Source organism: Dankookia rubra (assembly GCF_004355005.1).
GTDB lineage: Bacteria > Pseudomonadota > Alphaproteobacteria > Acetobacterales > Acetobacteraceae > Paracraurococcus > Paracraurococcus ruber_A.
The window spans coordinates 1-218 of record NZ_SMSJ01000438.1; the positions used below are offsets into that span (position 1 = coordinate 1).

The following is a 218-nucleotide window of genomic DNA, read 5'->3' on the forward strand; positions in this document are numbered from 1 at the left end:
TGCGGCCCAAGCTCGACCCATTGCTGCCGGTGATTGACCGCATCCTGGAGGAGGATCAGGGGCGGCCGCGCAAGCAGCGGCATACGGCGCGGCGGATCTTCGAGCGGCTTATTGATCCGGCCTGGGCGGTCTTGAAGGCGAGTAGGATCCGTCCAGGTTGGGGGCATGAAGCATGTGGACATGCGCAAGCTGCCGGCGGCGGCGCAAGAGGAACGTCG

1 pseudogene is annotated in these 218 nt (G+C 66.1%); it reads left to right on the forward strand.

Annotated features, from left to right (window positions below):
- Positions 1–218 (forward strand): annotated as a pseudogene (locus E2C06_RS39095) (IS21 family transposase); the annotation flags it as partial.